The organism is Sphingobacterium humi, from assembly GCF_009768885.1.
Lineage (GTDB): Bacteria > Bacteroidota > Bacteroidia > Sphingobacteriales > Sphingobacteriaceae > Sphingobacterium > Sphingobacterium humi.
In genome coordinates, this window is record NZ_WSQA01000005.1 from 224,372 (window position 1) to 250,691 (window position 26,320).

A 26,320-nucleotide genomic window follows, 5' to 3' on the forward strand; every position below is an offset into this window, starting at 1 on the left:
AACCGGATGAGGGTCTTCATCCGGTTGTAGGTGCTTTTATAGGGCTAGCTTAGATGGTAGCTTTGATTTTTAAACTCCATTGAAGCATAGAACGCATATTTTTCTTTATCTAAAGGGTAGTCCCAGCAGCCCATTCTATGATAGACCTGACCGCCAAAGCCTGACTTAAAGCGGTATAAGCCGTACATGGGGTGGGAAGGGTCGGCTTGTGGAGAGATGCCGAAGAAGTCGTATTCGGTACATCCTTTTTCCTTAGCTACCTGCATGGCCTTCCATTGCAGGGCATAAGTGGCCATATAGTTTCTGTTTTCTGTGGCCGAAGCCCCGTATAAATAGGTGCCGCGGCTGCCCGTGACCACCAAGAACATAGCGGCAAGGGGCTTATCATCGACTTCCGCAACCAAGAGGTACACATCTGCCGGCGATTGCGTGTCATTGGCACGTGCCGATAAGACGATGCGGAAATAGTTGATATCGTGTAAGAAGAAGTTGTTGCGCTGCGCCGTTTGCCGATATAGCTCATACCATATTTCCAGGCTATCTAATCCTAAGGATTTAATCTGAACACCTTTACGTTTGGAAAGGTTGATGTTATAGCGCGTTTTCGGCTTCATATGACCTAGTAGATCATCCTGATCTTTGCTGAGGTCCATAAAGATGGTGTTGGAGGGCAGGATATCGGTATTGGCCTTCTTGAGGTTCCAATGCTCGGTGCTGTAGTTCATCCGGATCTCCTGCAAGCGCTTATCTGGCGCGCCAATCCAGTTGCCATGTAAATCATAGCAATCATCATCTTTGGCCCATAACGACTCCCAGGACAGGTCGTAACGGATCATGATGCAGTTTGGCGGCAGGTATTGCCGTAAGGCTTCTGATAATTGCTCGAGGAAATAACCTTGCATATCCTCGGCCGGTTCTATCTCGGGGCCATAAGGCACATAGGCCAGGCAATGCTCGGCATCGAGCTTTTGCAGAATGATCAGCAGGTCGCCAACAAAGAAGGTTTCCGAAGCATATTGCTCCTGAAATAAATCGGCTTCCTTCACCTTAAAGTTAAAGGCGCAGGTTTCAATACCCTGAAGTAGCTTCACCTTCGACCAGTAAGCTGTTTGTTGGATAATGGATGTTTTGTAAATCTCTTTGATTTCCTTTTCCTGTAAATCTGCAATCATGATGCTTTGCTTTTGCTATTTCATCGGCAAAGGACTAAAAAACCTATTCCTTTGGCCAAAAATGGCAAACATAGCCAATTTATCGGAGCTAAACATGACTGGATTGTCACTAAGTTGTTAAAAAGGGAAAGCTTTTCTGGAAAAGGAAGAAAACTGGCTGGAAATAATAAAAAAGCGGATTTTTGATGCAAAAAAAGGAAGATATTAATCTTCCTCAATAATTTCTGCTACCCGACCGATTTGCCCATCGGTTAAGCAAACCTTGATTCCGCGGCTGTGGTAAGGGGAGGAGGTTAAGATGTCTTTTACCTCACCCTCGGTTAAATTGCCGGATCGTTGGTCTTTTTTTAAGATAATGTTCACCAGCATGCCTGGTTTTATATTCGCTCTAGTGTTTCCCTCGCTCATGTGTTGTTGTGTTTTTTGTCAAAATTAAAGGAATATTTTCAGATAGTTGCGTAATCGGTGGGGAAACTTTGCCTTTGCTGTGGATTCTACCGTTTTCCTATTCGGCTAGGCTCAAGGAAATGAGATCGAATTGCGCTTGCCAAAGGTCTTGTTTGGCCTTGATTAATTCGCCATTGGCTTTGTTGTACTCCGATAGCAACAAGCGTCCTTCGGTATAGGCAGCTTTTTGTTGGTCTAGGAGCTGTTGGGCCAGGTCGAGGATATGCTGCAAACGGACAATCTTCTGCTTGGCCGCAAACACTTTCTTCTCTTTTATGGCCTGCTGCTGTTGCCAGTCGTTCTGCTGCTGTTGGATTTTGATGCGACTCAGCTTTTCCTGTAAGTTGCTTTTCTGATAGGCAGGGCGATTGCTGATGTAGGCAGATATGGGGAGCTTAAGCCCTATATTGGCGAAGCTATTGCCATACCAGCGGTCGCTTTCTATAATATTGAATGAATTGCTGAAAAACTGCGTACCGAAATAGGCGTTAAACGTTAAGGTAGGGAGTAGTTTTTTGCGTAGGTTCTTCAGGTCTACCAGTGCCGAATTCCGGTCGAGTTCCAAGAGTTGAACGGTGTAATCTTGCTCTTGTAGGCTTTCTACATAAGATTGGATATCAGCAATGTTAGAGCTTAAGAATTGTAGGTCTTCTTGAGCCAATAGCCCGCGAAACTGAATATCTGCTTCCTGTAATACCGCCCAGGCTTCCTGCCATTGAATAAGCTTACGTGTCATCTCTTGCTGCGCACTGATGTAATCGGCTTGCTTCTCGCGACCCGCTTCCGCCCGCTGCTTGGAAATTTCCAGAATCTGCTGGTAATTGCTGGAATCGGCTATGGCTAATCGGAGTTGTTCGCTGGCCAATACACTAGCCGCATAGGCTTTAATGGCCTCTTTTAACCAATCTTGTTCCTCTTTTTGAATTTGCAGATTCGTCTTTTCCAGTTCGATGTCCTTGCTGGCCTGATCGGCTTGCTGGGTCGGGTTGAACAAATCCCAGCTTAACTGAATGCCGGCTTTACTGTTCCAACGGGTCGCAAATTTTAAAGGTAGAATAGCCCCTTCGTCGGCTTGCGGATCAAAGGCAATCGCTGGAACCGGCGTGGTCGGGATGATTAGATTGCGCTGCAAATTGGCATCGCCAAAGATTAATGGGATCCGATTGCTGTTTAATTGTTGTTTTTCTGCTTTTTTAATGGCCAATTCCGTTTGTTTTTCCTGCATACGCAGGCTTTTGTCGCGGTATTGCGCCAGTTCCTCAACCCGTAAGGATTGGCTGTAACCAAGCCAGGGAAGGATAAGGAGGATATAGCAGATGATGTATTTCATAGTTAAAAGACAGATGCGGGTTCTAATTTGGAGATTTTTCGTACAGCAAACAAGGAGCCGCCGACCGAAATAAACATGGTAACCACAAACAGGAAGAAGGCAAAACCTAGGCTGACATTGATGGATAAACCACTTTGGGCCACCCCGAATTTAAAGCCTAAAATAAGCAACATGGCAATCACATAGCCTATGGACGCATATAAGAAGGCTTGCGCCACAATTAAGCGGTTGACATAGCCTTTTTTGGCGCCAATGGCTTTCAGTGTTCCATAATCTTTAATGCGATCCAGTGCGGAAGAATAGAGTGTTAGGCCAATGATAAAGAAGCCGGATATCATGGCAAAGACCACCAGGGTGCCGAAGCTCATGCCCATGTTGGAGGAAATCAGGATTTCTTTCACGGTGGAGGAGCGAAGTTTCTCGGGATCCCAAGCACGCAGGTGCGGATAGATTTTGCTGATATCTGCCTGCAGCTGTGCCTTATCTTTTGGATCTTTAAGTTGGGCGATTACCATGCTCACCTTATTGGGAGAACTGTTGCTTAAGGAACGCACATTTTCCAAACTGCTGTACATAAATGCTGCACCAAAGGCTTGCGCATTTTTGGTGATAAGACCTATTCTCGCGCTCTTTCCGTTTATTTCTATGGGTTTTCCGCGGAATAGGGAGGTTTCCCAAGTTTTGGCGTTGAAGAACTCCGCCGAAACGGTATAGGGCGCTAGTAAATCAGTGATACTGCCATCCTCAATCCGATCAGGAGTTGGCCCCATAAGGAATCCCGGCGCATTGCAACCTACTAAGGTTACGGATGCTGTCTTCCCGTCGAGGAAAGTAGCCTGAGCAGGCGCAAAGACCACGGGGCTAGTTTTCGTTATTCCGGGCAGGCTGGCCAGTTCTTGTACTAAGCGGGCATCGATGGCATTGATTGCATTGATATTGCGGCTTTGGGATTCGATGATCCAGAGTTGATCTTCCCGAACAGGGGCATTGCCCACTAAATTACCCATTAAGCCCATCAGGAAAAATAACAGACTGAGCTGTTGTCCGATGAGGAAAATGCTGATGACAATGGCCGTTATAATGCCGAAGCTTTTCGCCCGGTCGAAGCGAATAAATTTCCAAGCTAATCCTAGCATGTTTATAAGTTAATGCGACACTCTACTTTTCCATTCAAGAGTAGGTTCTGTTGTTCTGCCGGTAATATTATAATCTTTCTAACACGTCGATCTTCACCTTCATTCGCCGTTTCAAAAAGGATAGACTTATTCGTGAGTACCGGACTGACGTAGATAACCTTGCCGGTGGCAATTTGTTGTGCATTGCCAACGCGACTCATACTGACCGTTTGGTTAATGCGTATGCTATCTGCGAATAGCTCATCCACTTCGGCCTCGATAATCAAGTGCTTAAGGTTGGTGATTTCTCCCAATTCTTGCGCATTTGATACCGATTGGCCCAGCTTGGCATTCAACAGCGTGATAATTCCGGTTTGCGGTGCTACAATCTGCAGATTGCCAATTGCTTTTTGATCTTTAGCGATAGCAATCTGCTGTTCTTTCTCGCTTAATTGTGCGCCTGCTATTTGTTCTTTTATAGCATTAACGCGTTGTTGCTGTTGCCTCCAGGAACTGTAGTCGTTATCTACATTCTCCTTGGTCTCGGCATTTTTATCATATAGGCGTTTGGAGGTTTGGTATTTTTGCTCTAGGTTCTCCAATTGGAATTGTTCTTTTTTTAGCTCTTCCACTTGTTGTTGCCGATTTGCTTGAAGGCTCTTGAGCTGTGTATTGGCCTGCGACAGGTTCAGGGATTCTGTATCTTCCTTAAGGGTCATTAATACCTGTCCCTGCTTTACCGAATCGCCTTCTTTGATGTTGATTTGTTGCAGAATGCCGGTATTCGGGCTGCTGATGATACCAATGCCTTCTGTAGATGTTACCTTGCCGATGGCCAACACCTGCTTAACTTCCTGCAGCACTTGTTCACTGGTTTTTTCGGTTTCCTTTGCCGCTTTTTGTTTGCAAGATGTGCAGACTAAGGCGATTAAAATGAAATAGAGGTAGGTATTATTTATAATCTTCTTCATGTTGAATGCTGTTAGAGACTTTTCCTTCTTCTACATAAATAATGCGGTCGGCATATTTGCGAAGCCTTAAATCGTGTGTGACAATAATGACAGCCTTTCCCTGACTGGCGAGGGACTTGAGTTCTTCCATAATGATACCTGCACTTTTAGCATCCAAAGAGGCTGTAGGTTCGTCGCAAAGCATCATGCTGGGATTCGTGACGAGTGCCCTAGCAATGGCTACCCGCTGCTTCTGCCCGCCACTTAACTTCTTAGGGAGGTTATTTATCCGATCGCTTAAGCCAACCTCTTCCAAAGCTTTCAAGGCGCGATCTTTAGCGTCTTGCTTGGAGATGCCTTGAAGTAGGAGGGGCTGCATCACATTTTCTAAAGCCGTAAGGGGTTCAATTAGGTTAAACTGTTGGAAGACGAAGCCGATTTCGCGTAATCGTATTTCGGCAAGTTTATCTTCCGAAAGACCAGTTACCTCGCTGCCTTTGTAAAACACCTTGCCTTGCGTGGGGTAAATCACACAGCCTACGATAGATAATAGCGTCGTTTTCCCCGATCCTGAAGGCCCCATAATCAGGGTTAACTGATTGGAGGATAGGCTGAGGTCGGTAGATGCTAAAGCAGTGATACTAGTATCTCCTGTTTGGTAGATCTTTTCGACAGCTTGGAGACTTACGATTTCTTCGGGCATCATAGCTCCTAATTTAGGGATTTTAATAACAACCTACAGTCGGAAAGCTTAAAAATAGGCTATATTACTGATTTTAGTTAGTTTTCTGTTTCTTGGGAAGCTTGATGCGCAGCGGTAATGAAAACCGAACGGGCGTAGCTACGCCATTTATAATGATAGGTTGCCAATCGTTTGTGCTGGTCATCATTTGTACTACCATTTCGTCTAATCCAAAGCCTAGGCTATCTTTCACTGTTACGTCTTTAATGGATCCGTCTGCCTCAACAACAAATACAAAGGTGCCTGTTAGCTCTTTCTTTCCGGCTTCTTTCCGTGTAGGGAATTTTTTCTCATTCAGGTCGATAAAATTTGTAATTTCTGCTGTATTCTTGGCTACTGCCTTTTGGTTTGCATCTTGGGCATTGGCCTGTTGGAAAAATCCGAATAAGCAACAGAAGATAATGAGTCGCGTAAATTTCATAATTGTTATTATTGTATAATGGAATCGCAAAATAATGTTTAATAAAAGGTAAATCAAAATTTATGTTTGTTGAGCTTCATACCGATCGATTAAGCTTCCATCCACTTGATGTATACGATGCTTCATTTATGCTTAGGCTCTTGAATACGGAGTCTTGGCTGCGCTTTATTGGTGATAAGCAAGTTCAAGATTTAGCGGATGCTGCGGGGTATATCTTGTGGATTCAACAAAATAAAGCCTTTTATTATCATGTGATTCGTTTAAAAGACAGCTTCGAGCCCATCGGAGTGGTTACACTACTGCATCGGAATGGACAGCCTGCTCCTGATTTGGGATTCGCCCTAATGCCTGATTATGAAGGTCAAGGCTATGCAATCGAAGCTTGCGCAGCCTATCTGCAAAAGCTTCAAGAAGATAAGACTTTGAAGGTTATATTGGCTATTGCTATGCCTGCTAATGAGAAGTCGCTGAAGCTGTTAGGCCGACTTGGGTTTTCCTTTGAGAAGGAGATGGAAGAAGCAGGGGAAACTTTACTGGTTTATAAGAAGGAGCTATAGCCGTAGCAGTTCAGTACATATGCTTTATGTTAGCTTTATCTTTCCTTTATTCATTTAGTAGTTAAACTCTATTTCTTCTTTTTAATATTAGTGTAATATATTTTTTACAAAGCGAAGTTTATCCTGTTGTACGCATATTTCTCCGATATGCTTATTCGTTTTAGCTAATATTTTCTTTATTAGGATTTCTCTTTTTATTCCTTTTATTAGGTTAAGTAATTATAAAATATTGGTTATTAAATCTTTATTATTTGGTTAATAAATGCTTTTTATTTGTTTTCTAATCTTTAATTTCCTTATTTTAGTCTTGAAAAGAAACCAATTTTAACAAATACCTATTCAAATTCATTCAGATTTAGAAGGGAAATTTACCGGGAATACGCTTTAAGCGTATAAAAATCAAATATTAACGAAACTAAATAAGTGTTTAATTAATAAATTATGAAAATTCAACAAGTCAATTGGTGTAAAATTCTCTTTTGCGTCGCTTGTGGAATCCTATGGTGTTTTCAGCCAGTTACGGCTCAAACTTCGCAGCAGATGCGGGAGGTGCGAGGGACGATTACTGACACCTTGGGACAAGCATTGGCCGGCGTATCTGTTGTTGTCAAGGACAACAGCAAATTCGCAACGAGTACAGACCTGAATGGTAAGTACTTCTTGGAAATTCCTGCAAATGCTGTACTGCTGTTCAGCATGGTGGGTTATGAAAGTCAAGAAATCCCAATAGGAACGCAAGAGGTTATAAATGTGCAGTTGAAAGCGGGTTCCGCAATGATTGACGATGTTGTTGTTGTGGCTTTCGGGAAACAACGAAAGCAAGACGTAATTGGCGCTGTAACCCAAGTAAGACCGGGTGATCTTAAAGTGCCCTCCAGTAATTTAACAACAGCTTTGGCGGGGCGGATTGCCGGTGTAATTGCTTACCAACGCAGCGGAGAACCCGGACAAGATAATGCAGACTTTTTTATTAGAGGCGTAACTACCTTTGGGTATAAAAAGGATCCATTAATATTGATTGATGGGGTTGAGCTGACGTCCACAGATTTAGCAAGACTACAACCTGATGATATCGCTAGCTTTTCCATTATGAAAGATGCCACCGCGACGGCACTTTATGGTGCGCGTGGTGCTAATGGGGTGATTTTAGTGACGACCAAGCAAGGTGCCGAAGGGAGTGCTAAACTCAATTTTAGAATTGAAAACTCCGTGTCTGGAGCAACCAGTAATGTGGAGTTAGCAGACCCAATAACGTATATGCGCTTAGGAAATGAGGCCGTTGTGACGAGAGATCCTTCGGGAATGGCACGAGAGCCTTATTCGCAAGAAAAGATCGACAATACGATTTTAGGCGTAAATTCTGATGTTTATCCTGCTAACGATTGGCGTAAGGAACTTTTTAAACCCTATACCATGAACCAACGAGCAAATATGAGTATCTCTGGTGGGGGTAAAGTTGCTCGCTATTATGTTGCAGGTTCTTTTTATAAAGATAATGGGGTGCTAAAGGTTGATAATCGCAATAATTTCAATAATAATATCAATTTAAAAACCTACCTGCTGCGGTCTAATGTCGATATTAATGTCACCAAAACTACGGAGTTGGGTGTGCGATTATATGGATCATTTGATGATTACTCAGGGCCATTGTTATCGGGATCTGAGATGTATAATCGAGTGATGAATTCTAATCCTGTTATGTTTCCGGCCTATTACCCGGTGTTACCCGGCTATGAGCATTTAACCCATATTATGTTTGGAAACGCCTATAAGGAAGGTGGCTCAAGTGCTGGATTTATCAATCCGTATGCAGATATGGTAAAGGGTTATAAGGAATATTCTTCTTCCTTAATGATGGCACAATTGGAGTTAAGACAAAACCTTGATTTTGTTACGCCAGGCTTGAACTTCCGGTTAATGGGGAATACAAATCGGAGAGCGCGTTTTGATGTTTCTCGTCAGTATAAGCCATTTTATTATGTTGCTAGTGGCTATGACCGGATGGATGATACCTATAGATTAGATGTGATTAATGAAACAGAAGGTCAGGAATGGTTAGATTTTAACCTGGGTTCTCGGACTATGTTTTCCCAGTTCTATATGGAGTCTGCCCTAAACTACAACCGTACCTTTCAGGAAAAGCATGGTTTAAGTGCGATGGCCGTATTTATTATGCGCCAAGAGCTGAGTGCTAATGCAAATGATTTATTACAAACCTTACCCTTTCGGAATTTAGGACTGTCCGGACGATTTACCTATAACTACGATAGTCGGTATTTTGCAGAATTCAATTTTGGCTATAATGGCTCCGAACGCTTTCATAAGAAGAATCGCTTTGGTTTCTTCCCCGCCTATGGTGTTGCATGGCAGCTATCAAATGAGAAGTTCTGGGAGCCTTTATCCAATACAGTATCATTATTTAAACTTCGTGCTACATATGGATTAGTAGGAAATGATGCGATTGGTGATCCTACAGATCGGTTCTTTTACCTTTCTAATGTGACGATGAACGATAGTGGTAGAGGGGCAACTTTCGGAATTGACAATACCTATAATAGACCTGGGGTTTCGATTACCCGATATGATAATGAGGATATTTCTTGGGAGACTTCTGAGAAAATCAATTTAGGATTAGAAGCCACGGTTTTCAAAAAGTGGAATATACAGGCCGACTTCTTTAAGGAACATCGTCGTAGTATTTTAATGAGTAGAGCCTCCATTCCTGAATATATGGGCTTGTCAGCAACTGTACGAGCAAACGTTGGGGAAGCCATGGGAAAAGGGATGGATTTATCTGTTGATTTCTCGCATCATTTTAATCCACAATTCTGGGTAACTGCTCGTGGTAATTTTACCTATGGTACTAGTGAATTCCGCGTATATGAAGAACCTGAATACCTGAAGGAATATTGGAAATCTCGCGTAGGGTATTCCCTAAACCAACGTTGGGGATATATTGCGGAGCGTCTTTTTGTGGATGATCAGGAAGCCTTAAACTCTCCGGAACAGAACTTCGGTATTGAGGTAATGGGGGGTGATATTAAATACAGAGATGTGAACAACGATGGGAAGATTACTCCATTGGATCAGGTTCCTATTGGCAATCCTACCGTTCCGGAAATCGTTTATGGATTTGGATTTTCTTTAGGCTATAAGCAATTTGATGTGTCTGCATTTTTCCAAGGACTCGCTCAAGAATCTTTTTGGATAGATCCTAAAGCCACGGCTCCTTTTGTTAACGAGCGCCAATTGTTAAAAGCTTATGCAGATAGCTATTGGTCAGAATCTGATAATAACGTGATGTCGCTGTGGCCACGATTAAGTTCGGTAGCAAATCCCAATACGGAACAATCCAATACCTGGTTTATGCGCGACGGAACTTTTCTACGCTTAAAATCGGCGGAGTTCGGTTATTCCTTCCAGCCTGAGAAATTGAAAAAACTACATATGGAACGACTACGGGTGTATGCCAGTGGTACCAATTTATTGATGTGGAGCAAATTTAAGTTATGGGATGTCGAGATGGCCGGAAATGGATTGGGTTATCCTGTTCAACGCGTATTTAACCTAGGAGTCAACGTCAATTTTTAACTATGAAACTCAAGAAATTAATTATAGCAGTTAGTTTGATTGGATCAAGTTTGCTGCATAGCTGTAAATACCTAGATATTGTGCCCGATAATGTGGCAACGATAGAGTATGCCTTTAAGACGCGGAATACGGCAGAATCTTATTTATTCACCTGTTATTCATGGATGCCGGGGCATGCAGCATCATCGCAGGTGCCGGAATTCCTGAGTGGCGATGAGATTTGGTTGTATAATAATGTCAGTGGCCGAAATAATTGGCAGATTGCGCGAGGCAATCAAAATGTCGTATCTCCTTATCTCAACTTTTGGTCGGGAAAGGAAGAGGCCTCCGACTTATACCGAGGTATACGGGAGTGTAATATTTTCCTGGAAAATATTAAAACAGTGAACGATATGGCTGATACAGAAAAAAGTCAATGGGCTGCTGAGGTGAAGTTTTTAAAAGCGTATTATCACTTTTATTTGATGCGCATGTATGGTCCAATTCCATTAATTCGGGAAAACCTACCGGTGTCTGCATCGGTTGAAGAAGTGAAGAGCGTGGTTCGCAAGCCCATCGATGAATGTGTGGAATACATTGTATCCTTGTTAGATGAGGCCATTGCAGACTTACCCAATGAAGTGTTATTTCCAGCTACGGAAATGGGGCGAGCCAATAAAGTAATTGCATCGGCTTTAAAAGCAAAAGTGCTAGTTACGGCCGCATCTCCTATGTTCAATGGGAATAAAGACTTCTCAAGCTTTAAAGGAAAGGATGGCACTACCTTTTTTAACCAAACTGTCGATGAGAACAAATGGAAGGTAGCTCAGGAAGCCTGTCAAGCAGCGGTAGATCTTTGTGAATCCTTAGGTTATAAATTATTTACTTATACGCCAGCTGTAGGCTCCATGAACCTTTCTGATACCACAAGGATTGAATTGGGTTTTCGATCCAGTTTAACGCAGAAATGGAATTCTGAGATTATTTGGGCGGACAATAATAGTTTGTTGAACACTTTACAGAAATACAGTCAACCTCGATTACATTTGGGGCCAGGATATTATTCAGGCGTACATGCTCCCCCTATCAAAATGGCGGAACTATTTTACAGCGAGAATGGCGTACCTATAAATGAGGATAAGGACTATCCTTATGAAGATCGGTTTAGTTTACGGAAAGTAACCGAGCAGGATCGATTATATCTTAAGCCAGGCGAAGACTTGCCGATTTTGCACCATGACCGCGAGCCTCGTTTTTATGCTAGCTTGGCTTTTGATGGCGGCCGTTGGTTTGGCACTGGATGGCTGACAGATCAAGATAATAAATATGTAGAAGCGCGTGCAGGCGGTATGGCTGCGGGTCACCCAACGAGTTATTCTGTTACAGGATACTGGGCCAAAAAGCTTGTAAATTATTTGAATACAGCAAGTGATGCCAACTACGTGGTGCAAGCGGTTCCTTTTCCTTTAATGCGTCTTTCTGATCTCTATTTATACCTAGCAGAAGCAATTAATGAAGCCGAAGGGCCAACAGATAAGGCTTTGACTTATATTGATAAAGTACGTCAAAGATCTGGCTTAGAGGGCGTGGCTGCTAGTTGGAGCAATCATTCCATCAATGCCGATAAGTATAAAACAAAAGAAGGTTTACGAGCTATCATTCAGCAAGAACGATTGATTGAGCTCGCCTTTGAAGGACATCGTTTTTGGGATTTACGTCGCTGGAAAAAATCTATTGAGGTCTTAAATCAACCTATTTATGGTTGGGATATTCATCAGGAAACACCTGCAGAGTATTATAGACCTGTATTGTTATTTAACCAGGAATTTAAAGTGCGCGATTACTTGTGGCCAATTGAGGAAGCAGAGATATTGAAGAATCAGAACTTAATTCAAGCACCAGGTTGGTAATTAATCTAAATGAAAATCATGAAAAAATTTAATTATATCCTTCTTGTCGTCATCAGTATGATGCTGCATTCCTGTGGTGAAGATGCGATGAAGGTCCTCGATACTTCAGATGAAGTGCCCCAGCCCCTTAAGCATGCACAAGTGGAGCGACTGCCGGGGGAAATCAAACTTTCTTATTCTATTCCTGCGGAAGGCAATATTTTATATGTAGAAGCAGAAGTAGATATGGGGGAGAAGGGCGTTCAAAAAGTACGTTCATCCTATTATCAAAATAGTTTATCGCTAGTGGGATTTGGTGATACCTTGAGTTATCCCATCAAGCTCTATACGGTAGGCCGGAATCAAAAGAAATCTGAAGCTTATGCATTAACAGCTAAGCCTGGATTACCAGCTATCTGGAATGTGTTTTCTTCTTTGGAAGTAAATGAAGATTTTGGTGGCATCAAGCTATCCTATGAGAATCAAAGTTTGGCAAATGTGGCCATCATGATTTATAAAAAAGGGATGAATGGCGATTGGCAACCAACGCAGAATTTCTATACCAGCCAGGCTGCTGGAGAATTTGCACTACGCGGATTGCAACCAGAATTAACCATGTTTGGCTTTGCAATTAAAGACCGCTGGGGCAATCAAACGAATATTATAGAGAAGGAATTAACGCCACTTTATGAAGAGCGAGTGCCCGCGGATGGATTTAAGGCGATGTTTGCGAACCTTCCAACGGAAGCTCCAGGATGGGCAGGAGGTACCACCCTAAGTAACCTTTGGTCTGGTATTTTTGTGGGAACTACCAATAGTAGGGCCTGGTACCGGACAGATGAAAAGGCAACCATGCCGCAGCACTTTACCTTTGATCTGGGGAAAACAGCGAAGCTTAGTCGCTTGGTGTATTTTCAACGGGGTGCATTTGATCGTCCTGATTTGCTTTATTCAGGTGGTAGTGTTCGCAGGTTTGAGGTGTGGGGTAGTACAAACCCAGATCCTGGAGGTTCTTACAATGGCTGGACCTTATTGTCTACTTGTGAGTTAGTGAAACCATCGGGATTACCTACCGGAAATAATAGTACGGAAGACGTAGATGCTGCAAAAGCAGGGCATGAATTTTCCTTTGCTATTGACAATCCTGATGTCAGGTTTATCCGGATTCGCGTATTGGAAACCTATGGTAAAACGACCTACATGTGGATGTCGGAATTGGAATTTTACGGTCAATTAAAATAAAGCCATGATGAAAATAAGTAGAATATTTAGCAACCTTTGCTTCCTAGCAATCGTAATGCTTATGGCCTGTCAAAAGCAAGATCATGGCTATAAAGAATTTTTAGAAGGAGGAGAGAAGATATATGTGGCCAAGGCGGATTCTCTTCGCGGCTTCCCGGGGAAAAACAGAATTGAATTGCAATGGTTATTATTATCTGACCCGACTATTGCTTCCGCAAATATCTATTGGAACAATCGGGCGGATTCCATGAAAGTTGATCTGGTTAAAACCGATAAGATAGATACGGTATCTGTCATTATCCCTAATTTAGAAGAGGGCGGTTATGATTTTGAAGTCATCAGTAAAGACAAAAAAGGAAATAGCTCTATTTCCAAAACCGTTTATGCCTATGCATATGGAGAAAATTATCGACGTTCCTTATTACCTCGATCCATATCCAATACGACCCTGACTGCCCAAAACGAATTAAAATTCACTTGGCGGAAGGCTAACGAGCAAGTATTATCAACAGAAATAAAGTATTTAAATGCAGAAGATCAGGAACGGGTCGTTGTTCTTCCTCAAACAGAAACTGAACTTTTATTGCCTGATTGGAAAATAGGTTCAACCATACAATATGCGAGCTGGTATAAGCCAGATACACTGGCTATTGATAGTTTTCTATCAACAGCAAAAGACTTGGTGTTAACCATGAAATTCGATGGTGATAATGCAGTGAGTCCAAGTGCATTTAAGCGATTGAAACTTCCGGGAGATGCGCCAGATGCAACTATGAACGGAAATGCGTTTGAAAACTTATGGAGTGGCGTATTGGCAGGAGGAGCAGCAGCAAAAGCTTGGTACCGCACCGAAACTGGTTCAGGCATGCCGCAGCACTTCCAAATTGACCTAGGGAAAAAGGTGTCCCTCTCTAAACTGCGTTTATGGCAGCGAGGATCTATGACCGAATATAAATTAATATATGCCAATGGTAATATTCAAAATTTTGAAATATGGGGAAGTAATGACCCTGCTGCAGATGGAAGTTTCTCAGGATGGACAAAATTACGGAGTTGTGAAGTGGTAAAACCATCCAATACCCCTGTCGGCGAGTACACAGATGCGGATGTGGAGGAAGCTGCGAATGGGCATTTATTCGAATTTCCGTCCAGTACGCCTGCATATCGATATGTACGCGTGAAGGTATTAAATACATGGGCTGGAACGGATTATATGTTTGCGAGTGAGTTTAGATTTTGGGAATGGAAATCTAAATTATCAGAATAAGGGTTAAAGGTTAATTTTCAGCAGGATGATATCCTGCTGAAAAATGATCGTTTGTTAAAATGGAATCGAGGTTAGCTTTAGGCAACCTCGATTTTTTCTTTTATAATAAATCCCGAAAAGTTGCTATATTTCTACTTTATTATGCCTATACCGAAATCTTTATTCAAAATAAATTGTTTAGAACAATTCTAAACAAGTATATTTGCGCAAATCTTAGGGAAAACAAAATCAAACTACCGCCCAGTAGGATATTTATTAATTTAGATCCGCACAGTGTAAATGAAATTACATGCTCTTAAACTCGGGATCGCTGCTGCATGCATTGGCGCGCTGTCCAGCACGAATGTTGTCGCACAAGAACGCAAAGCAGAAATCTCGGGGACTGTTTACGAAACGGTTCAAGGAAAAAACATTCCATTACGACAAGCCACACTTTCCATTGAAAACATGGGCATCAGTGTTGCCACGGATGCTTCCGGCAAGTTTATCTTTAAAGATCTGCCCTTAGGCCGATTAAAGATTCACGGTCAATTTGTAGGGAAGTTGCCAGTCGATACCATCATCAACCTTCAAGGCAATCAGCAAATCACCTTATTCTTTAAAGAGAATTCCTTCCGTTTGGATGAGGTAGGGGTTACAGCTGAGGCCTCCAATAAGAATATGGCCACCAGTTCGGTCATTGGCCGGGCAGCGATTGAGCACTTGCAGGCTAATAGTTTGGCCGATGTGATGAGCTTAATGCCGGGTGCTCGTGCTTCCAACCCCGATCTGACCAATGCTAAGCAGATCAATATCCGCGAGATGGTAGGCCAAATGGCCGACCCGTCCAATGCATTTGGAACATCTGTGGTGGTGAATGGTGCGCCTACGTCTAATAATGCAAACTTGCAGGTCATCAACCCGGTTACGGCCGGTGGTAATGCGGCCCTGGGGGGCGGAGCGCCTCCAGCGGGTGGATTTGATGTGCGGAACATTCCGATCCAAAACATCGAATCCATTGAAGTGGTGCGCGGTATTCCTTCGGTACAATATGGAGATGTAGCTTCGGGGGTGGTTATTGTGAATCAGAAAGCCGGTAAGCAGCCCCTGTTGGTGGAAGCACGCACAAACCCGAATCTATACAGCATTATGGCCAATCAAGGTATACAGCTGGCTGGGAATAGCGGAGCCCTAAACCTAGGTGCCGATTACAGCTATAATGTCACTAAGCCGGAACAGGCAGATCGCTATTATCAACGGGCTACCTTTAATACCTTATATAGCAATCAATTTTTTGGAAACCGTTTAGCCTCCAATACCTCCTTTTCATTTACTTATGGCAAGGATAGCCAAAAGCCGAATCCGGATGATGCCCGCAATTTTACCGAGTCTAATGGTAAACAGGTAGGTTTTACTTTAAATACCAATGGAAACTTAGGATTTAGTGATCAATGGTTAAAGAGTTTAAATTATTCTGTTAATGCGAGCTATGCAAATAAAGATTCCTATTTAAAAACACAATATACCAATGCGACAGCTCCTTATTCGATGACCTACAATGATGGTGCTGTTTTGAGTAACCGTCCGGGACAATCGTATTACGATGCCAATGGACAGGAAATTACGCATATCCCGGCAGGCGAGCAAAATCTCTATGCGGTCTATTTGCCGGCTACTTATATTGGGGTTTACAATATTGATGGCAAGGAGTTCTCGGGCTATGCCAAAGCTATCGCCAACTTTTTCAATAAAGTAGGCAATACCAGTCATAAATGGCTATTAGGAGCCGATTTCAAGGTAGATAAGAACTTCGGAATGGGGAAACAATTTGTTGATTCTTTGCCGCCGGTAAAGAGTGGCTCTTTCCCGAATGCCAGTTTCCGCCGGCGTACGTTTAAGGAAATTCCAGCCTTGCAGCAAGTTGGCTTGTTTGCGCAGGAAAACTTTACCGCGCAGCTCGGAAATCATGAAATTAATCTGGAAGCAGGATTGCGGTACGATCTATTTAGTGAGAACAAATCCGCATTATCGCCGCGTATCAATGCCAATATTGAAGTTATTCCTAATGTGTTGCGCATTCGCGGGGGCTATGGCCTTTTAGCCAAAGCACCAAGCTTGCTCTATCTACACCCGGAAAATGCATATTTTGAATATATCAACGTGAATGAGTTGGCTTCGAACATCCCGCAAGATCAGCAGGTATTCATGACCACGACACGCGTTTTCAGTACGCAAAACCCAGATTTAATGATTTCCAAAAATGAAAAGGCCGAGGTAGGCTTTGATTTAGAGATTGCCAAATCGCAATTGCGGGTAACGGCCTTCCAAGAACAGGTGAAAGATGGCTATAGCTATAGCTTAATAAACAGTTCTTTCCAACCCGTTAACTATATTGAATACAAGCGTGTAAATGCAGCGAGTCCGGTTTTTGTAGGAACCGATAATGCGGTATTGGCCAAGTTCAATAAACCTAATAATACGGCGCGCCTAGAGAAAAAAGGGATAGAGTTTGAGTTGAACCTCAAACGCATCGATGCCATCCGTACGCAGTTTAGCATCAATGGCATGCACTTATGGCGCAAATCCTATTCCAGTGCCTATACTTATTACGATGCGGAAAGTGGCTTAGGTGCCAACCGTACGCATGTGGGCTTATACGATTCAGACATGATCGTTTCTATTGAAAAGGCAACAAGCACCGCCATCCGTGCTACCCATAATATTCCTTCCATTGGTTTAGTCGTTACCCTAACAGCGGAAACCATTTGGAATGAATCGGATTGGAAGCTGTATGGCAATGATTCTATTCCGGTTAAATACATCAGTAAATTCGATGGGCAGGTGTATGATTTCGATTCGAATCGAAAAGACGAGGATGAGTTTAAATCCATTATGCGCCGGGTAGCGCGTCCAGATGAGGTCGTAGAGAGTCTGCCGGCCTTCTTCAATTTCAATATCAATATTACCAAGGAGATTCGCGACTTTATGCGGGTGTCATTCTTTGCGAACAATATGTTTCGTTCTTACCCGATGCATCAATCCGATCGCGTGAAAACGGATTATATCAGCCGAAATGCATCTTATCCTTTCTTCTTTGGTTTAAATCTCGCTTTAAAATTTTAACACGAATTACCCATGAAATTAGCTCCAATATACGCCGGTCTGCTTGCCTTTATGGCCTTGAGCACTTCTTGTGACCGCATTGATAACGGACTGAATACCGATGATATAGGCTATATGACCTTAAACGTTACGGCAAACCCGAAAGCGGCAGGCATCGAATCAACCGAAGGCTTAAAAATTGTTCTGGAAAACTTTACCGAAGGCTTCCGCACCGAACATATCATGACCGACGGTGTGAATAAAATCGATAAGCTGATTCCGGGAACCTATTCCATTAATATTACCGGAAATGTGGAAGAAGATGGAAAGACCTTTTTTCTGAATGGCAGTAAAATCAATTATCTCTTAGTAAAGGACGGGGAATCTATCAACATCGATGTGAGTGGTGCATCTGTAGGTCCCTTAGCCTTTAGTGAAATCTTTTTTGCCGGCACGGAACCTTTCTACTTCCGGAACCAGTTTTATGAAATCATCAATAACTCCGATGAGACGGTATACCTTGATGGCTTGTATTTCGCCAACCTAACCCCCGGAACGGCAACTTTAAAATTGCCGGTTTGGCCAGAAGAGGATGCTGGAAAATATATTTATGCCGAGCGCATCTGGAAGATTCCTGGAACGGGCAAAGACTATCCTTTAGCACCGGGTGAATCGTTTAGCATGGCACAATTTGCGGCGAATCATAAATTGCCGCAGTACAGCCCGAACTCACCAATCGATTGTTCTACGTCGGAATTTGAGTTTAACATGAACAATGCGAATTTCCCCGATCAGCCAGCGGCAAATATGCAACACGTATTCTATAATGGTTTGGCAGGAAAGGGCAGTTTGCCACAATACCTTACAGCGGTATTTGGCGGTGCCTATGTGATCTTCCGCGTGCCGGAGGGTGAAACCTACGATCCGGTAAACAATAAGTCTTTGCAAACGCGCAACTTGGGCACTACATCTGCCAATCTTTTTGCGAAGATTCCGCTGACCTATATTATGGATGCGGTAGAATGTGGGCATAATGAAAATATGATTGAGGCCAAGCGGGTCGCTTCGGTATTGGATGCCGGCATGACCTATGTAGGGGCCACCTACAATTCTAAAGGCGTACGTCGGAAGAAGTCGGGCACAAACGCCGATGGGAAGCCTATATTACAAGACACAAATAACAGTACTGAAGATTTTGAACGTATGGTGGTACCTACCTTCCGCTTCTACGGCGAAGGAATTCCATCCTGGTCTTTAGCAAATTAATGATCCATAGCCACGCATCTATGAAAACGATATACATACGCCTTACCCTTGCCAGTCTGTTAGCAAGCATCGCTCCGGCCATGGCACAGGAAGGGAATAAGAGCATTATTGAACAAGAACAAGAGATTCAGTATTTACAATGGAATAAAACTAATAATGCTGCGGGTTTATTGCTTGATCAGCCCAAGGAGCATTCCAGTTTATCGCTGGGCTATGGACAAACCGATGGCAATTTCCGACGGCCACAAGCAGGGAAAAGCCAAACCGATGTTGATCTGTATACCCGTGGGAATACCTATTTGAAAAAGGCCTATATTCAGGGCTACTTTAGCTATAATCGGAATGACATCAAAGCGGCGGAATACAATACCACCTTGATCGATCCGTTCCGTGGGATGCCGTATATGTTGGCCGATACAAATGCCAGCAATTGGCAAAACCAGCATTATGCCTTCGGTTTTAAAGCCAGCAGTCGCCAATTAGGCGAGCATTGGTATCTAGGCTTGGCCGCACATTATAAGGCTTCCTCTGGAGCTAAACAACGTGATATTCGAACCAACAATAAGTATTACCAATTGGATGTGTTGCCCGCTGTAACCTTTGCAGTGAATGAACAGCATGCATTGGGGGCCAACTTTTTGTATAAAAACTATAAGGAAGAGGCCAACAATTCTAATTTCACCAGCAATGTAGACCAAGGTTATTTCGCCTTATTTGGTTTGGGCAATTCCTTTAATTATGTGGGGGCAGGAAGAACCTATAATTACCTGGGCGATGCTTTAGGTGGCGGACTACAATATCAGTATCAAGGGGCCATTAAAGCCTTGCTTTTCGCGAACTACCGCGTGAAGGCTGAAGATGCCAATATCTCCTTTAGCAATTCTAGGCCCGGTGGTTCTACCTTGGAAAAGCGTTGGGATGGCGGCTTGCAGCTGCAACGCGAGGGTGCTATTTTCTTGCATGGCTTGCAGGCTGATTTTAGCGATGGAAAAACCAATGGCATTGAATACATCAATGAATTTGTAAGCGGAACGGAGAGCGACGGTTATTATACCCGCTATCAATCTGTGCGATCAACCTATCACCGTCAACAGTTTGCGGCGCGCTATGAGATTTTGCAAAAGCAGGGCGATGCGTATAATTGGAAGGCTGCGGCATTGCTAAGCTATGATCAATTGCACGATAGCTACCTTATTCCGGAATCGAACATGGAAGTATCGAACATCAGCTACGGTTTAGAAGCCAACAAGCTATTTTCCTTATCGAGCATTCGTAAATCGCAATTGGCGATTGGATTGAAGGCGCAGTTTAAGAAAAACGATAAGGCTTCTTTTGTTTATAATGGCTCTGATGCAAACAGTTTAACCGTAACAGATTTGGAAGAACGTAATTTTCAGTTTTATAAAGCAGATTTTCAGCAGTACGAACTACCCATTACCTATGCTCAACAGCTTAATAACCAGTCGAATGTTCAGCTGTTTTTCAAAGCTGCCGGACGCTTCACTAAAACGGATAGCTATACCTTTAAAGACCGGAAATCGTTTCATTTTAGCATTGGCGCAACATTTTAACCAAGATTAGGGTTATATTTGTATAGCATGTGCTATGAATAGAAAATAAAATTTACAACGATGAAAAGAATAATTAGTTTCTTGATGCTTGCCAGCGCTATGTTATTGCATGTGCAGGCACAACAGACCAAAGAGGTGAAACCTAGAGCGGTTCCTGCTGCCGATGTGCAGATCAAAGTTGCCTTGCAAGCAGCTCCTACAGAGTTTCGTGAAGGCGCAAAGGTGTATGGCTATAGCCCGGAAGGTAAATTTGTGACTCTTCGTGAAGGAACCAATGGCTATATCTGTTTAGCACCAGACTATAAAATGTCGGTATATTATGCGTATTGCTATCCAGAGAGTTTGGATCCGTTTATGGCGCGTGGCCGTGAGTTGACCGCCGAAGGAAAACGCAAGCAACGCGATGAGATCCGCGAAGCGGAATTCAAAGCCGGCAAATTAAAGATTCCGCAAACGCCTAGCATGCTGTATGGCTACTGGGGACCAGCCGAAGACTTAAACCCGGAAACCGGCGAAATTAAAGACGCCAAAAGACGCTACGTAATTTATGTGCCATACGCTAAAGCAGCCGATTACGGGATGTCTAATAAAGGGAATAACATCGGAATGCCATGGCTTATGGACGAAGGTACTTACAAAGCGCATATCATGATTACCCCGCCGCTAGATCATCAGCATTAAGCGATCCGCTTTAACAGAAGGAAATAAGAAATCCCGGTTCATGTGAGCCGGGATTTTTTATGGCATGCTATGGAGATGGGTTTTTTAATACGCTTTGTTATACCTTTTTTCTCCCTTTGCAGAGCCCTTTGTAAAGGGGGGTGATACGGGTGTGAAAGGGGAGAGCAAGGGGAGAGAAAGGGGGGAGGACGGTAGTTGGTAGTGCTGTCATCGTGAGCGGAGTCGAACGACTGGTACGTCAGTACAATTAATCATGTATTGTGTTAATTATCAGTGTTTTGTGTGAACCTATCATCGCAAACGGCATCGTAACATTGGAACATCACAATAATAATAACTTGTTTATCAAAGTGTTGATAAACAAGTTATTATTGTTATTTACCTGCACTGACGTACCAGTCGTTCGTGGTTCGTGGTTCGTGGTTCGTCCTTCGACTCCGCTCAGGATGACAAAGCTCAGGATGACAAAGCTCAGGATGACAAAGCTCTCGATGACAATGTCATCGCAAAGCGGTGATAATTTGATAACAGCACGAAAACAAAAATCTCTTAAATCTTATGCGAAGCGCCGTGGATTCTGTTTTTTGTTTTCAGGGCTTCTTTTTTCACGGCTTCAGGCGCATTGGAAGCGATAATCTCTTCACAACCTTTAATGATGTTTTCACGTTGGTAGGATAGCGTAAACCAGCCTAGGGCTTCCAAAGCTGTCGTGCGGATTACCTCTGAGTTTTGCTCGTCTTTAGCGACATCAATTACGGTTGGTACAGCGCTGTGGTGTCTGTAAAGTCGTAGGGTTGTAAGTTCACCTAGTCTTTCTTTTTCGGAAAGTTCTTTGTTGCCGATGGCTTTTACTAAGTCTTCAGATTTCTTTTTGTAATAATCTAAGTCCTTATCCAGCTTATTGGCGAGCACTTCGCGGCCAGCGATTGCCGGGTTATTGCGGATGAGCTCGTTTACTTCCTTTTTAGCAAGGCTCGGGTTTAAGAATTGTAATCCCCATTTCGCGCGGTAGGTAATTCGCTCGGAGTGCGGATCGTTGATGTAAAACTCGATTAAGTCGCGGGTGAAATCATCCGATCCGAAATCGCTCAGGTCGTAGATGGCACGACGACGGATATATTCGTAAGAATCCGATTTGGCGGCATGCAGCACCTCTTGGTAGTCGTTGTTTTCAAAGCGACGTAACAGTTGGAAGGCTTGCATCCGTGTTGGCTCAAATGGCGAATTAAAGTAATATTCCTTCAAAAGGGCAGAAGCCTCTTTTTCAGATAGGATATTGGTTAATTTAACCAGGGCCAAGGATTGTATATCGGCATTGTTTTCCTGCAAAAGCTTCTTCCAGTAGCTCGCCGATTTGTTTAAGAAACTGGCGTCGTTCAGCTCTTTGCTACGCGTGGAGGCAAAGTGGAAGGTAGGGTCGCCCAGGATATGGGTTTCCAAGTAGGCGAAATGCTTCAACCAGTTACCGATGCGGTAGCCGTCTTTTAATAAGCCCATCATTTCGGTAGGCCATAAATCTTGCAATACCCCTACGGAGTTGGCAACGGCGGCAATATTTTCATTCTTCGAGAAAGGGTAATAGCCGGCAATGTAATTGTCTAATTGAAAAGAGCCTGTTAAGCAGCTGTTTAAGTAAACTAATTTTGATTTGATGCCTGCATCCTTCAGGTCGTCCATCTGCATATCCATATTGATATTGTAGATGGAATCGGCCTCGATGGATTTGGCATCGAATGCATCTTTAAACCATTTATCAGAAACGCCTAAGGATTCTTTAAAACCGTTGATAGTTTTATCTACATCGCGGCCATCTTCTTTGGCGCTGCGCACTTTAGAACGTAAATAGCGGGCCACATTGTCCATGGAAGGTTGCGGACTGGATACATAAGGGTAGCCGTTCAGCAATTGCAGTGTGGCGGTACCATGACCGGTCATATAGGCAAAATCCAATTGATCGCGTTTCAATTCCGAAAGGAGGTTGAACTTCATAAACTCGGCGTTTCTAAAGTTCAAGAATTTAATGGAACCTCCTGGTTTGAAGAGTTGCGGCATTTGGGATTTCAAGGCTAAAGACTCGCCCATAATGGAGTTTACGGCATTCGAGTTATAGCCATGTCCATAGGAAGCAATCATATCATCCAATGGGTAGGCCTTACTGCGTAAAGCAACCAATCGGGTCAGGTAGTCCTTAATTTTTGCGGTTCGGTCTTCTCCTGCAGCCACCGGCGGTTTGATACGCGCGGTATAAATATCCATTTCCAGGAATTGAGGCGATTCTGCTTTTAAGGAATAATAGTGCAAGAGTTTTCTGCTGCTTGCGGTATCCTGTTTCAGGTAATCAAATTGCAAGTCAAAATCGTCATAATACCGATCGGAAGGTACCGAAGATCTATCCCAGCGTATTTTTTGATTTATTTTTAATGCCGAGGTCAGGAATTGCGCATCGCGTAGCATAGGGATTGGAATTTCCCCCACGAGTACCGCGCCTTCCAACGGCGATTTCTTCTGTTTGTATAAGCCTTGTAGGATTTCGCGGATTTTTTCCGGCGATTCCCAGTTGGCATGAATGATATAAGTGCCAAGCCCATCTTTTTCTACAAGCTTCTTATAGGCTTCCAGTTCGCTTTTTGCGGCATTGTAGGTTTTACTGTCTACAACAATGGCAAAACTGGTATTGGAAGCGATACTTGGTTTTTCAATTTCTTGTCCACTGGCCCATAATGCGGAGCTTATTAAGGCAATGGATAGGGTAGATTTGAGGTTTTTTAAGAACATTTTTTTAACATATTCGTGTACACCTTACAAATTTGCAATAAAAACTACATGTTATGTTAATATATATGTAAAAATATAGTGAATGATACGCCGTTTTTTGAGTAGGGTTTCCTTTCTTAACATACATCAATGTGTAGGCTTTACCGTATATGCATCTTTGTAGTGTTAAATAAACAATAAAGGAATAATAAACGTTTAATCGAAAAGGAGTATATCATGGAAAATAAAGTATTAGGCTTGCATCACATTACCGCTATCGCTAACATGGCCCAGCGTAATTATGATTTTTATACCAAAACACTAGGCTTACGCATGGTGAAGAAAACGGTGAATTTTGATGATCCGGGCACATACCATTTTTATTATGGTGATGAAAAAGGGAATGCAGGAACCATTTTAACCTTCTTTCCATGGGAAGGCATTGGTAAAGGAAGAAATGGCGCAGGTATGGCGACAGAAATAGCCTATGCCGTTCCGGCGGGAAGTTTAGACTTTTGGAAAGCGCGTTTTGGCGAACATAATGTTTTGACCGGAGAGGCCGTAGAGCGTTTTGGTGAAGTATATCACCCTTTCTTAGATCCGGATGGCTTGAGTCTTTCCTTGGTGGTGCCTAAAACGGAGGATAAGCGTGTTGGATGGGCTACTTCTGAAGTTTCTGCTGCAGAAGCAACCAAAGGATTTCATAACACGACCTTAACCTTACATGAATTGGAGCCTACCGCAAAGGTGTTGACCGATTTATTGGGTTACGAGCAGGTGGCACAAGAGGGCAATCGTTATCGTTTTGCGACCAATAGTATCGATACAGCGAACATCATCGATATTTTAGTGGATGAGCATGCTAAACGCGGCGTAAATACGGCTGGTACGAACCACCATATTGCCTTCCGGGTGAAGGATGATGCCGATCAGATGGCCTTACGCGAGCGTATTTTAAGTGCAGGCTTGCAGATTACCCCACAAATAGACCGGGATTACTTCCATTCCTTGTATTTCCGCGAACCGGGAGGGGTGTTGTTTGAAATTGCAACGGAGAACCCAGGTTTTGATGTAGACGAGCCGCTAACTTCATTGGGTAGCGCGTTGAAATTGCCTAAGCAATATGAGTCGCATCGTGCAGAAATCGAGCAGGTATTGCCGGCACTTAAGGACTAATTTTTAATATTTTCTATTTCTTTTAGTCTACCGGGCTATGGCTTGGTAGGCTATTCATCAAAAGGAGGACAACATATGCAACAAGGAACAATATATCAAGGCGGGAATACTCAAAACCCGCAAAAGGCTTTAATCATGATTCATGGTCGCGGAGGTTCGGCGCAGGATATCATGTCGCTTTCGCGGTATTTAAAAGTTGACGATTATTTATTGTTAGGCCCACAAGCCGCTGCGCATACCTGGTATCCGCATTCTTTTATGGCCCCTGTGGCCGATAATCAACCGGACCTGGATCAGGCCTTGGCCTTAGTTCAGGAGGCGGTGGCCCAAGCCTTGGCCAAAGGGATAGCGAAGGATAAGATTTACTTCTTAGGCTTCTCGCAAGGCGCTTGTTTAACCTTAGAGTACGTGGCCAGAAATGGGGCCAGCTATGGCGGTGCTGTTGCCTTTACGGGCGGCTTAATTGGCGATCAATTGTATACGGAAAATTATCGGGGTGATTTTGCTGGTACGCCGATTTTTATCGGTACCAGTGATCCTGATTTCCATGTGCCTGTAGAGCGGGTGCAAGCCAGTACTAAGCAATTGACAGCGATGGGCGCCAAGGTGACCGAGCGGATTTATCCGGACATGGGCCATACCATCAGCCAGGAAGAGATTGAATTGGCCAATGAATTAATCTTTAGCTAAGATGAAGATTACGCGATTATATGCTGATGAACATGGCGATAGCCGTTTTGAAGTGATCGATATCCCTTTGGTTGACCAAGGGGATATCGGTTTTTTATCGGCTGGCCTTCCGGTGAAATCCTTGATTTTCCGGGAGGTAAAAGCTGCTTATGATTATGATTTTCACCAGGCACCACAGCGGCAATACTTGGTTTTGTTGGACGTGGGGGTGGAGATTGAAACTTCCTTGGGCGAACGGCGGGTGTTTCTGCCGGGTGAGGTTTTGTTGTTGGAGGATACGCATGGCAAGGGACATAAAACCAAAAACCTGAAAGCGGAGGTTCGCCGATCTTTGTTTATTACCCTCGAATAGGAGTATTGCTGCAATAATTCGCTGCATAGCGAACATATTGTTATTTT

The 26,320-nt window shown here is 43.3% G+C and carries 21 protein-coding genes; 13 read left to right on the forward strand and 8 right to left on the reverse strand.

Annotation, left to right across the window (positions count from 1 at the left end):
• Positions 1 to 44: 44 nt before the first annotated feature.
• Positions 45 to 1,172, reverse strand: a complete 1,128-nt coding sequence (locus tag GQF63_RS08780; RefSeq protein ID WP_160368853.1) for a lipid II:glycine glycyltransferase FemX — start codon at positions 1,170 to 1,172, stop codon at positions 45 to 47.
• A 51-nt stretch (positions 1,173 to 1,223) separates the two neighbouring features.
• Here GQF63_RS08780 and GQF63_RS19860 point away from each other — a divergent pair, with 51 nt between their 5' ends.
• Entirely contained in the window at positions 1,224 to 1,358 is a 135-nt protein-coding gene (locus tag GQF63_RS19860) for a hypothetical protein (protein ID WP_281346839.1), read from the forward strand.
• An 18-nt stretch (positions 1,359 to 1,376) separates the two neighbouring features.
• On the opposite strand, the gene GQF63_RS08785 is transcribed toward GQF63_RS19860, so the two are convergent.
• The 6 genes from GQF63_RS08785 to GQF63_RS08810 all read right to left on the reverse strand — a co-directional run bounded on the left by GQF63_RS08785 (position 1,377) and on the right by GQF63_RS08810 (position 6,177).
• Entirely contained in the window at positions 1,377 to 1,580 is a 204-nt protein-coding gene (locus GQF63_RS08785) for a YwbE family protein (protein WP_160368854.1), read from the reverse strand.
• Positions 1,581 to 1,677: 97 nt separating this feature from the next.
• Positions 1,678 to 2,949 carry a TolC family protein gene (locus GQF63_RS08790; RefSeq protein ID WP_160368855.1) on the reverse strand — a complete coding sequence of 424 codons (1,272 nt, stop codon included), beginning with the start codon at positions 2,947 to 2,949 and terminating at the stop codon, positions 1,678 to 1,680.
• A gap of 2 nt (positions 2,950 to 2,951) precedes the next feature.
• Complete coding sequence (locus GQF63_RS08795) at positions 2,952 to 4,085, reverse strand: ABC transporter permease (RefSeq protein ID WP_160368856.1); 1,134 nt, start codon at positions 4,083 to 4,085, stop codon at positions 2,952 to 2,954.
• Between the two features lie 2 nt (positions 4,086 to 4,087).
• Positions 4,088 to 5,035 carry an efflux RND transporter periplasmic adaptor subunit gene (locus GQF63_RS08800; protein ID WP_160368857.1) on the reverse strand — a complete coding sequence of 316 codons (948 nt, stop codon included), beginning with the start codon at positions 5,033 to 5,035 and terminating at the stop codon, positions 4,088 to 4,090.
• Positions 5,016 to 5,720: an ABC transporter ATP-binding protein gene (locus GQF63_RS08805; RefSeq protein ID WP_212592509.1), complete on the reverse strand. Its 705-nt coding sequence runs from the start codon at positions 5,718 to 5,720 to the stop codon at positions 5,016 to 5,018. Before GQF63_RS08805 ends, GQF63_RS08800 begins: the two co-directional genes overlap by 20 nt.
• 70 nt (positions 5,721 to 5,790) lie before the next feature.
• Positions 5,791 to 6,177 carry an energy transducer TonB gene (locus GQF63_RS08810; protein WP_160368858.1) on the reverse strand — a complete coding sequence of 129 codons (387 nt, stop codon included), beginning with the start codon at positions 6,175 to 6,177 and terminating at the stop codon, positions 5,791 to 5,793.
• A gap of 62 nt (positions 6,178 to 6,239) precedes the next feature.
• Here GQF63_RS08810 and GQF63_RS08815 point away from each other — a divergent pair, with 62 nt between their 5' ends.
• From GQF63_RS08815 to GQF63_RS08855, 9 genes are all read left to right on the forward strand, one after another.
• A complete protein-coding gene (locus GQF63_RS08815; protein WP_160368859.1) occupies positions 6,240 to 6,734 on the forward strand; it encodes a GNAT family N-acetyltransferase in 495 nt (164 codons plus the stop codon).
• Positions 6,735 to 7,175: 441 nt separating this feature from the next.
• Positions 7,176 to 10,325, forward strand: a complete 3,150-nt coding sequence (locus GQF63_RS08820; RefSeq protein WP_160368860.1) for a SusC/RagA family TonB-linked outer membrane protein — start codon at positions 7,176 to 7,178, stop codon at positions 10,323 to 10,325.
• A gap of 2 nt (positions 10,326 to 10,327) precedes the next feature.
• Positions 10,328 to 12,214 carry a RagB/SusD family nutrient uptake outer membrane protein gene (locus GQF63_RS08825; protein ID WP_160368861.1) on the forward strand — a complete coding sequence of 629 codons (1,887 nt, stop codon included), beginning with the start codon at positions 10,328 to 10,330 and terminating at the stop codon, positions 12,212 to 12,214.
• Between the two features lie 18 nt (positions 12,215 to 12,232).
• Positions 12,233 to 13,435 carry a DUF5000 domain-containing lipoprotein gene (locus GQF63_RS08830; protein ID WP_160368862.1) on the forward strand — a complete coding sequence of 401 codons (1,203 nt, stop codon included), beginning with the start codon at positions 12,233 to 12,235 and terminating at the stop codon, positions 13,433 to 13,435.
• Between the two features lie 61 nt (positions 13,436 to 13,496).
• Positions 13,497 to 14,702: a DUF4998 domain-containing protein gene (locus tag GQF63_RS08835; RefSeq protein ID WP_212592510.1), complete on the forward strand. Its 1,206-nt coding sequence runs from the start codon at positions 13,497 to 13,499 to the stop codon at positions 14,700 to 14,702.
• A gap of 279 nt (positions 14,703 to 14,981) precedes the next feature.
• Positions 14,982 to 17,804, forward strand: coding sequence for a TonB-dependent receptor (locus GQF63_RS08840; RefSeq protein WP_160368864.1), 2,823 nt, complete (start codon positions 14,982 to 14,984; stop codon positions 17,802 to 17,804).
• Positions 17,805 to 17,816: 12 nt separating this feature from the next.
• Positions 17,817 to 19,049 carry a DUF4876 domain-containing protein gene (locus GQF63_RS08845; protein ID WP_160368865.1) on the forward strand — a complete coding sequence of 411 codons (1,233 nt, stop codon included), beginning with the start codon at positions 17,817 to 17,819 and terminating at the stop codon, positions 19,047 to 19,049.
• A 20-nt stretch (positions 19,050 to 19,069) separates the two neighbouring features.
• The gene (locus GQF63_RS08850) at positions 19,070 to 20,620 is read left to right on the forward strand and encodes a DUF6850 family outer membrane beta-barrel protein (RefSeq protein WP_160368866.1); all 1,551 of its coding nucleotides are present in this window, start codon (positions 19,070 to 19,072) and stop codon (positions 20,618 to 20,620) included.
• Positions 20,621 to 20,680: 60 nt separating this feature from the next.
• Complete coding sequence (locus GQF63_RS08855; RefSeq protein WP_160368867.1) at positions 20,681 to 21,301, forward strand: hypothetical protein; 621 nt, start codon at positions 20,681 to 20,683, stop codon at positions 21,299 to 21,301.
• 549 nt (positions 21,302 to 21,850) lie between these two features.
• On the opposite strand, the gene GQF63_RS08860 is transcribed toward GQF63_RS08855, so the two are convergent.
• Positions 21,851 to 24,076 (reverse strand): HEAT repeat domain-containing protein, encoded by a 2,226-nt coding sequence (locus tag GQF63_RS08860; RefSeq protein ID WP_160368868.1) that lies wholly within the window; start codon positions 24,074 to 24,076, stop codon positions 21,851 to 21,853.
• Positions 24,077 to 24,292: 216 nt separating this feature from the next.
• Here GQF63_RS08860 and GQF63_RS08865 point away from each other — a divergent pair, with 216 nt between their 5' ends.
• The 3 genes from GQF63_RS08865 to GQF63_RS08875 all read left to right on the forward strand — a co-directional run bounded on the left by GQF63_RS08865 (position 24,293) and on the right by GQF63_RS08875 (position 26,273).
• Positions 24,293 to 25,231 (forward strand): ring-cleaving dioxygenase, encoded by a 939-nt coding sequence (locus GQF63_RS08865; protein ID WP_160368869.1) that lies wholly within the window; start codon positions 24,293 to 24,295, stop codon positions 25,229 to 25,231.
• A 75-nt stretch (positions 25,232 to 25,306) separates the two neighbouring features.
• Positions 25,307 to 25,921, forward strand: a complete 615-nt coding sequence (locus GQF63_RS08870; protein WP_160368870.1) for an alpha/beta hydrolase — start codon at positions 25,307 to 25,309, stop codon at positions 25,919 to 25,921.
• 1 nt (position 25,922) lies between these two features.
• Positions 25,923 to 26,273 carry a cupin domain-containing protein gene (locus GQF63_RS08875; protein WP_160368871.1) on the forward strand — a complete coding sequence of 117 codons (351 nt, stop codon included), beginning with the start codon at positions 25,923 to 25,925 and terminating at the stop codon, positions 26,271 to 26,273.
• Positions 26,274 to 26,320 lie beyond the last annotated feature (47 nt).

Coding starts and splice junctions, on each gene's coding strand:
- GQF63_RS08850 (WP_160368866.1), top strand. CDS start 19,070: ATGAAAACGATATACATACGCCTTACCCTTGCCAGTCTGTTAGCAAGC.
- GQF63_RS08855 (WP_160368867.1), top strand. CDS start 20,681: ATGAAAAGAATAATTAGTTTCTTGATGCTTGCCAGCGCTATGTTATTG.
- GQF63_RS08780 (WP_160368853.1), bottom strand. CDS start 1,172: ATGATTGCAGATTTACAGGAAAAGGAAATCAAAGAGATTTACAAAACA.
- GQF63_RS08810 (WP_160368858.1), bottom strand. CDS start 6,177: ATGAAATTTACGCGACTCATTATCTTCTGTTGCTTATTCGGATTTTTC.
- GQF63_RS08805 (WP_212592509.1), bottom strand. CDS start 5,720: ATGATGCCCGAAGAAATCGTAAGTCTCCAAGCTGTCGAAAAGATCTAC.
- GQF63_RS08825 (WP_160368861.1), top strand. CDS start 10,328: ATGAAACTCAAGAAATTAATTATAGCAGTTAGTTTGATTGGATCAAGT.
- GQF63_RS08865 (WP_160368869.1), top strand. CDS start 24,293: ATGGAAAATAAAGTATTAGGCTTGCATCACATTACCGCTATCGCTAAC.
- GQF63_RS08835 (WP_212592510.1), top strand. CDS start 13,497: ATGGCCTGTCAAAAGCAAGATCATGGCTATAAAGAATTTTTAGAAGGA.
- GQF63_RS08830 (WP_160368862.1), top strand. CDS start 12,233: ATGAAAAAATTTAATTATATCCTTCTTGTCGTCATCAGTATGATGCTG.
- GQF63_RS08785 (WP_160368854.1), bottom strand. CDS start 1,580: ATGAGCGAGGGAAACACTAGAGCGAATATAAAACCAGGCATGCTGGTG.
- GQF63_RS08875 (WP_160368871.1), top strand. CDS start 25,923: ATGAAGATTACGCGATTATATGCTGATGAACATGGCGATAGCCGTTTT.
- GQF63_RS08795 (WP_160368856.1), bottom strand. CDS start 4,085: ATGCTAGGATTAGCTTGGAAATTTATTCGCTTCGACCGGGCGAAAAGC.
- GQF63_RS08800 (WP_160368857.1), bottom strand. CDS start 5,035: ATGAAGAAGATTATAAATAATACCTACCTCTATTTCATTTTAATCGCC.
- GQF63_RS08845 (WP_160368865.1), top strand. CDS start 17,817: ATGAAATTAGCTCCAATATACGCCGGTCTGCTTGCCTTTATGGCCTTG.
- GQF63_RS08860 (WP_160368868.1), bottom strand. CDS start 24,076: ATGTTCTTAAAAAACCTCAAATCTACCCTATCCATTGCCTTAATAAGC.
- GQF63_RS08815 (WP_160368859.1), top strand. CDS start 6,240: ATGTTTGTTGAGCTTCATACCGATCGATTAAGCTTCCATCCACTTGAT.
- GQF63_RS08840 (WP_160368864.1), top strand. CDS start 14,982: ATGAAATTACATGCTCTTAAACTCGGGATCGCTGCTGCATGCATTGGC.
- GQF63_RS08820 (WP_160368860.1), top strand. CDS start 7,176: ATGAAAATTCAACAAGTCAATTGGTGTAAAATTCTCTTTTGCGTCGCT.
- GQF63_RS08870 (WP_160368870.1), top strand. CDS start 25,307: ATGCAACAAGGAACAATATATCAAGGCGGGAATACTCAAAACCCGCAA.
- GQF63_RS08790 (WP_160368855.1), bottom strand. CDS start 2,949: ATGAAATACATCATCTGCTATATCCTCCTTATCCTTCCCTGGCTTGGT.